The 8,159-nt window shown below is 45.7% G+C and carries 6 protein-coding genes; 4 read left to right on the forward strand and 2 right to left on the reverse strand.

What is annotated here, in order from left to right; all coding sequences use genetic code 11:
- Positions 1-392 precede the first annotated feature (392 nt).
- The 3 genes from T504_RS0111795 (at position 393) to T504_RS0111805 (ending at position 5,749) form a co-directional block, all read left to right on the forward strand.
- Positions 393-2,237, forward strand: a complete 1,845-nt coding sequence (locus T504_RS0111795; protein WP_033171263.1) for a glucose PTS transporter subunit IIA — start codon at positions 393-395, stop codon at positions 2,235-2,237.
- A 66-nt stretch (positions 2,238-2,303) separates the two neighbouring features.
- Positions 2,304-3,758, forward strand: coding sequence for a glycoside hydrolase family 32 protein (locus tag T504_RS0111800; RefSeq protein ID WP_033171268.1), 1,455 nt, complete (start codon positions 2,304-2,306; stop codon positions 3,756-3,758).
- A 281-nt stretch (positions 3,759-4,039) separates the two neighbouring features.
- The gene (locus T504_RS0111805) at positions 4,040-5,749 is read left to right on the forward strand and encodes an ABC transporter ATP-binding protein (RefSeq protein WP_033171264.1); all 1,710 of its coding nucleotides are present in this window, start codon (positions 4,040-4,042) and stop codon (positions 5,747-5,749) included.
- Positions 5,750-5,884: 135 nt separating this feature from the next.
- Here T504_RS0111805 and T504_RS0111810 read toward each other — a convergent pair whose 3' ends face one another.
- Positions 5,885-6,118 (reverse strand): hypothetical protein, encoded by a 234-nt coding sequence (locus tag T504_RS0111810; protein WP_033171265.1) that lies wholly within the window; start codon positions 6,116-6,118, stop codon positions 5,885-5,887.
- Positions 6,119-6,446: 328 nt separating this feature from the next.
- Complete coding sequence (locus tag T504_RS0111815; RefSeq protein ID WP_033171266.1) at positions 6,447-6,890, reverse strand: RrF2 family transcriptional regulator; 444 nt, start codon at positions 6,888-6,890, stop codon at positions 6,447-6,449.
- A gap of 206 nt (positions 6,891-7,096) precedes the next feature.
- Between T504_RS0111815 and cysK the strand changes: the two genes are divergently transcribed.
- A complete protein-coding gene (gene cysK, locus T504_RS0111820; RefSeq protein WP_033171267.1) occupies positions 7,097-8,029 on the forward strand; it encodes a cysteine synthase A in 933 nt (310 codons plus the stop codon).
- Positions 8,030-8,159: the final 130 nt, after the last annotated feature.

The following is an 8,159-nucleotide window of genomic DNA, read 5'->3' on the forward strand; positions in this document are numbered from 1 at the left end:
GTGAGGATAAAAATTTCGTTCTTCACGGAAAACATCAAACGCTTCGTTTATGGCACTGCCCCTAGCGGCGGCTGAGGATGTGGCGAGTTTCGCAGGGCTACCCCCGCCGCCGGCGACTTACCTCGAACACGAACTGGGTACTACTGCTCTGCAAACTGTAATTGGTCACAAAGTGCATTTCTATTGGTAGTTTTGCATGTTAATCGTAGCGTTTGATGGATTTGAATGTTTATGATTCTTTATGCTCGATTTACGGATTTTCACTTGTTTTGTGAGATTTCCTCTTGACAAAACCAGTTCCACAAAGTAGACTATAAATATGAAATCGGTCTCATAAGAGTACTTATACAAGAAAAGCTTTATGTTTTGGAAAATTTTTGGGAGGTATCATAATGAAAGACATCCGTCTGGACAGCCCGCTGAATGGTCAGCTGGTGGAACTGAAGGAAGTTAAAGACCCGGCATTTGCTGGCGGAGCTATGGGCCTTGGGGCAGGTGTAGCGAACCCGGATGGCAAAGTGTATAGCCCGGTTGACGGGGAAGTTACGGTCCTGTTCGATACGAAACACGCCATTGGCATTCATTCGGTAGATGGTGCTGATATCCTGATTCATGTCGGCCTTGATACCGTTAAATTGGGTGGCGAGCATTTTGAGGCGAAAGTTGCTCAGGGCGATACCGTAAAGAAAGGCCAGCTCTTGCTGGAGTTTGATGCAGAAGCCATCAAAAAGGCTGGTTACGATACGACGACGCCGGTTCTCGTGACGAATGCTGCGGAATTTGGCAAGGTGACGATCGCCCTTGGCGATAAGGAAATTACCTCCTCGGCTGACAGCGGTGAGGCTGCTGCTGCTGTGACGGATGACAGCGAATACCAGGATCTTCCGAAAGAAGCCCGGGTGGCTAAGCTCATTGAAAAATACGTTGGCGGCATGGACAACGTCCGCAATGCCGAGCATTGTGCGACGCGTCTGCGCCTTATCATCAATGACAAATCCAAAATCGACGAAAAGGCTATTGAAAATATCGACGGAGTGAAGGGGCAGTTCTTTGCGGCTGCTCAGTATCAGATTATCCTGGGAACGGGTTTTGTCGATAAAGTTTTCGCTGAATTTATCAAGGGTACATCCTTCAGCGGTACGAGCAACAAGGAAGAAGCTTATGCACAGATGACGCCGATCCAGAAGATTTCTCGTACACTCGGCGATGTATTTGTACCGATTATTCCAGTCCTCGTGGCAACCGGTCTTTTCATGGGACTGCGCGGTGCGGCACAGAGCTTGGGCGTTCAGTTCAGCCCCAATGTGCTGCTGTTGTCCCAGATTCTCACGGATACGGCCTTCATCTTCCTGCCAGCACTCGTCTGCTGGTCCACGATGAAACGTTTTGGTGGTACGCCGGTCATCGGTCTTGTCCTTGGACTTATGCTCGTCGGTCCGCAGCTGCCTAATGCCTGGGCAGTTGCCGGCGGTGACGTCAAACCGATTCCGATGGATCTCTTTGGGATGACGATTGGTATCGTCGGCTATCAGGGCTCGGTTCTGCCGGCACTGGTCCTCGGTATTTTCGCGGCGAAACTTCAGAAGGCCCTCAAGTCCATTGTTCCGGATATTATCGACCTTATCGTTACGCCGTTTATCACGCTGTTTGTTTCGATGCTCCTTGGTCTTATCGTCATTGGACCAATCATGCACTCGCTGGAGACGAACATCTTTGGCGCTGTTTCGGCATTCCTGCAGATGCCTATGGGGATTGGCGGCTTTATCGTCGGTGGCTTGCAGCAGGTAATCGTCGTATTTGGTGTTCACCATGTATTCAATGCACTCGAAGTGCAGCTCTTGGCTACGACTGGTGTTGACCCATTCAACGCCATCATCACGGGTGCTATCGTTGCTCAGGGTGGTGCAGCTGTTGCGGTCGCGCTCAAAACGAAGGATAAGAAAAAACGCGCCCTCTATATTTCCTCGGCAGTTCCGGCCTTCCTGGGCATCACGGAGCCGGCAATCTTCGGTATCAACCTGCGCTTCATGAAGCCGTTCCTCTATGCTTTAGTTGGCGGTGCCTTCGCTGGCGGTGTGGCAAGTTTCCTGCATCTGGCTGGTACGGGCATGGGCATCACGGTTTTGCCGGGTACGCTCTTGTATCTTGACCATCTGCTGGAATATATCCTCGTAAATGCCATCGGCTTTGGCATTGCCTTTGGCCTGACCTTTACGCTGTTCACGCCGGAAGAATAAAGAAGTAATCAAAAAGGCCTTCCCTGAATGGGGAAGGCTTTCCGTGTCGGAAAAGGGAGATTCATTATGGAGAAATTCGATAAAAAAACTATCGACGCCAAGCTGGCAAAGGGATTCCCCCTTGAGCACCGCTGGCACAACCGCTTCCATTTGGAAATGCCGTTTGGTCTCATCAATGACCCCAACGGATTTGCCTACCACCAAGGAGCGTATCATATCTTTTATCAGTGGAATCCGCTGGGATGTGAGCACAAAAATAAATGCTGGGCTCATGTAAAGACGCGCGATTTCATTCATTACACGCTGCCGGAGCTTTCCCTGTGGCCGGATGATGTTCATGACAAGGACGGCTGTTATTCGGGCTGTGGTACTTCGGAGAATGGTGAACTGCGGGTGCTCTATACCTGCAACCGCAAGGAGGATGGCGTCCGGATTCCGGCGCAACGGTTTGGTACGCTGCAGGCTGATGGCAGTGTGCGCAAGGAAGAAATCATCATTCCCGATCATCCGGAGAAAATCACCGGGCATTTCCGTGACCCGTTCCTGTTCACTCGGCATGGCCGTCGCTATCTCATAATCGGTGCGCAGCGGGAAGAGGAGGAAAAAGGCACAGCGCTCATCTATGAAGAGGTCGCAGGCAAATGGAAAAATCTCGGTGAGATTCACACGCGCCTAGGGGATTTCGGCTATATGTGGGAATGCCCGAATCTCTTGCAATTTGGCAGCTACGATGTAATGATATTCTGCCCGCAGGGGCTTCCTGCCCGGGCTTATGACCGTCAGAATATCTATCAAGCGGGATATATCGCCGGTCATCTGTCACTGGACAGCATGGATATGATGCAGCATACGAAATTCCAGGAGCTGGATCGTGGCTTTGATTTTTATGCTCCGCAGGTGTTCGAGCACGAAGGGCGTCATCTGCTGCTCGGCTGGATGGGGATGCCGGACAAGGACGCGGATTATCCGTCGAAGGAACACGGCTGGATGTACAGCTTGACTATGCCGCGTGAACTTCGACTGCGGCAAGGACATATCTATTCCCGGCCGGCTCGGGAGCTGCGGGATCTGCGCGTGAAGGAATCGGTCATAGAACTGGAGCATTCTATGGTATCGTCATTGTGTCAACCGCTCTTTGCTGGTTCGGAAATCCTGCTGACCCTGGAACTGGGTGAGGCTAAAATCGTTTCCTGTGTCCTGCACTATGGTCTGGAAAAGCTGGTATTCAGCTACGACCGGGAGCAGCAGACGATGACGATTGACCGCGATGGTATGAAAAATGGCGGTCGGGGAAAGCGCATTTTCAAGCTGTTTGTCGATCAGAAGCTTTCGCTGCAGCTGTTTGTCGACAAGGCCGCAGTAGAAGCCTTCTTCCAGCATGGCGAAGAAGTAGCAAGTCTACTGGTATTCCCCGAGAAAAATATCCAGCCAGAATTGGAGATTCATTCCGATTGTCCACTGGAAAATATAGTGGGGAATATTTGGGAACTGGACTCTTATAAGTTCGAGTTCCGGGCGTAAAACCGCGTTTTTTATAATTCTAAGATAATATTTATCGCAATATAAACCAATAATAAACTTTTTGTAATAATCACGGCTTAAGGTATAAGTAAATCATATATTTATCCTCAATAAAAGTCATTTAATTCCATTAGATGATTAGTAAGGAATCATGTAACCATCTAACGTTTAGTTAGATGGTTACTGTTTTTTTGTGGTATTATGAGAAATTTTGTGTTCCCATTGAATAATGATAAAATGCCCCAAACTATATAATTTAGCGAATGGTAGGGAGTTATAGAATGTTATCGGATAGCATGAAGTATATTTTTAAAATAATGTTTCATAAAGGTTATGCGGCATTATTTATCGTCCTAGATCTTGCCATTACCATTTTGGGTTTGATAGAACCTATGCTCGCACAGCGTGTTGTTGATTCAATATTTAAAATGGAGTCCTGGAAAATCATCCAACAAATTATTTTGATATGGTTGATATTATTCACGGGGAAATACCTTTGCCGCTTAACCTATGAACGCTTCAGCTTAAAATATTCGCTAAATATTATGCACACCATTCAAATGGATTGTTATCGGCGCTTACTTTATGCCCCATTGGACTATTTTAAGAGCAATTCATCCGGATACATTCTTTCTCGACAACTCGACGATGTTTCAACCCTAGACGGCGTTATGTTAAACCGCATTATTAGTGGCATATTAGCAATTATAGAAATTCTTATTATATGCGCGATTATGCTGTATATTAACCCGATATTGGCAGGCGTTTCTATCTTGCTAAAGGGTTTTGAATTGTATATGAATTTTCATTTTCCGCTAAAAAAGCTCTATAAAAACCACAACGAAGCAAAAGCCATGTTAGGTCGTGAATTGCAAGACGCATTAAGTAATATTCGATTAATAAAATTAGCCAATAAATTTAATGATGAAGTAACGCGACACAGCTTATCCACCACTACTTATTACGATACAAGATGGAAAAGAGACCGTGCGAATTACTTGCGGCGGATTAGTAATGGATTATCGGTGGAACTATCTAGCCCATTAATTATCATGATTGGTGGATATTTTGCTTATCGTGCCATGATGTCATGGGGTGACATCATGGCATTCATGCTATATTTCCAAAAGATAAACATTTCATTCTCACAGGCAATATCGCTTGTTCCGTTATACAAAATCTCTGCTGCCGCAGCCGATCGTATCTACGAAACTATACAAAATACTTGCAAAGTACTGCCGCCGCCAACAACGATAAAGAAACTTCCAATAAAGCAATCTATAACCCTATATGATGTATCATTTTCGTATGACAGTCACCCCGTATTAAAAAATATAAACATGCAATTAAAAAGAGGAATGCTAACAGGTATTTTTGGTGTCAGCGGTGCCGGCAAAAGCACTTTGATAAGCTTGCTTTTACGTGAACTATCTCCCGATTCAGGCACGATAAAATTAGATAATATCCCTATAAGCACCCTCAAAACCACTGAGGTGAAAGCCTCTATAGCCGTTCTTACCCAGGAACCATTGCTGTTTCAACGAACGATAAAAGAAAATCTATTATATCATGCCAAAGATTGTTCTGACGACAATTTATGGAATGTCTTAAAAATAACAAAATCAGAGCAAATCGTCAGAAAGTCTCCCGATGGACTGAATACAGAAATCCAACAGAATGGACAAAATATTTCCGGTGGTGAACGCCAACGCCTTTGTATTGCCCGAGAAATTTTGAAAGATGCGGATGTCTTTATTTTTGATGAAGCAACATCAGCATTAGATGCCACATCCGAACAAGCTATCTTAGAAATAATGCATCACCTTGCCAAAACAAAGATTGTCATTGTTATTTCTCATAGCTTTGAAATCATGAAAGAAATGGACACGATTTACGTTTTGGATAAAGGACATATTTCTGAACACGGATCCCATCGTGAATTATGCGAACATAACGGCTTATACCATAATTTATTTATGACACAGAGGTAGATTGTATGATTGGTAGATACTTATAATGTGGAAAAGATGTTGCAATGGAATAAAACATGAATAAGCCCCTGAAACCAATGGTTTCAGGGGCTTATTCATGTCAGAAAACCGGTCAGAACCGGATTTCAAAGGGGATTAGTTGTTTACTGCACGTTCCTCCGTTGAGGTCGCTAAGGGAATCCGGCGAATTCGCTCAAAGGGGATTGAATCAAACGAATAACGGATATCAAGATACGAGTTCGAACAGGTAAACACGATTTTCTTAAGGGGGAACCTCGATGTTTTTTTGATCTGTTTTATATAAAACTGCGCATCTTCCGCAGAAAACGGGCCTTTAGCGATGATAACGCGAACGTTATCAATGAACATGGGGAAACACCTCCAACAATACATCCGTGCAACTGTCAGGTCCGGGTAAGACCATGCAGGGGAGCCTGCGTGACAGCATCTCTGGTTGTTAGCGATGGGATGGATAGGGGCTATCCTTCAACAACATAATTAGCATTATACTATGGATTTTTTTGTTTGTGAAGCGGCGTATGGATGCTTATTACCCGAAAAGTCCTGCATTTTATGGAATTATTCCCATTCTAGAATGTCCACAAATGAAAAAACGCCGTTTTCGGGCAGATTACGGCGCTTTTCGTGTATACAAAAGACATTTTTGCTCAAGCACAGTCACAAAATGCTATAGTTTTTAGATGAAATACATTAGGCTGTCCGCATCTTTTTGTGCATCAAGTGCTGTCAGTATATCGTCGAGACGGACATTGGACAGCGTTTCTTTGATGTTGTCATCCAGCGGCGTAAAAACCTTAGTGGCAAGGGCACGGTTAAGCTCTGGCATCTTATCCGAGGCTGGGGCCGCTTTTTCCATCAGGGATAATTCAATAGAAGAAAGAATATCGTAGGCACTGATAGCGCGCGGTTCCCGAGCCAGTTGGTAGCCACCTTGGGAGCCTTTGATGGAGTTGACCAGATTGGCGCGTTTCAGCAGCGAGAATACCTGCTCTAAATAAATTTTAGAGATGCCGAGTTTTTCCGAAATGCTGATGATGGTAATGGGAGCGCCCGAAGCGTAATTGCGAGCTAAATAGGTCATAGCTGCGACTCCATAGCGTCCCTTGGCTGAAATCTTCATATGATATACCTCGTTTCCGAAAATTCTCAGTGGTTATACATATATAGATGATATGTTATGCTTGTATAGTATATGATAGTGAAAATAGCGGAAAAAGTCAAGGCGGAAACATTGACAAAAAAACTAAACTGTGTTAATATGTAAACATATTAATCATATATGTTTTTACTAATGGAGATAATTTTACGAAGTGGAGGCGTTTTCTGATGGGAAATATTTACAATAGTGTAACAGAGTTGATTGGCGGCACGCCGCTGCTTAAGGCCAATAACTTTATTAAGGCGAATGATCTGAAGGCCAATCTGTTGGTAAAGCTTGAGTATTTTAATCCGGCTGGCTCCGTTAAGGACCGCATTGCTAAGGCGATGATTGAGCAGGCGGAGAAAGATGGCAAGCTTACGAAGGATTCGGTTATTATAGAGCCGACTTCCGGCAATACGGGAATTGGTCTGGCCAGTGTGGCTGCTGCCCGCGGGTATAAGGCTGTTCTTACGATGCCGGAAACGATGAGTGTGGAACGCCGTAATCTGTTGAAGGCTTATGGTGCTCAGATTGTTTTGACGGACGGTTCAAAAGGCATGAAAGGGGCAATCGATAAGGCTGAGGAGTTGGCCAAGACGACACCACATGCCTTTATCCCGGCGCAGTTTACGAATCAGGCCAATCCGGCGGCCCATGAGGCAACTACTGGTCCGGAAATCTGGAATGATGCCGATGGTAAGGTCGATGCGTTTGTGGCTGGTGTCGGTACGGGTGGTACGTTGACTGGTGTTGCTCGTTATCTGAAGAAGCAGAAGCAGGATATCCATGTTGTGGCAGTAGAACCGGCCACGAGCCCCGTTTTGTCGAAAGGACAGGCTGGTCCGCATAAGATTCAGGGTATTGGTGCTGGTTTTGTGCCGGATACGCTTGATACCAAGGTTTATGATGAAGTCATCGCGATCGCCAATGAGGATTCTTTCCAGTATGGCCGTCAGTTCTCGCATAGCGAGGGTATTTTGGTAGGCATTTCCTCTGGTGCGGCGCTGGCAGCTGCGGTACAGCTGGCAAAACGCCCGGAATATGAAGGCAAGAATATTGTCGTGCTGCTGCCAGATACGGGTGACCGCTATCTTTCCACGGAGCTGTTTGCAGAATAAATATAGAAGAGTAACGTCCGCTGCCTTAAGCCTTAAGGCAGCGGATTTTTATTGTCAAATTACAGTTTGTAGGTTACAAAAATCTCATTCGAAGCAACTCTTCGCCGCCGCTAGGGGCAGTGCCAACACT

The sequence above is a fragment of the Selenomonas sp. ND2010 genome, from assembly GCF_000702005.1.
GTDB lineage: Bacteria > Bacillota > Negativicutes > Selenomonadales > Selenomonadaceae > Selenomonas_A.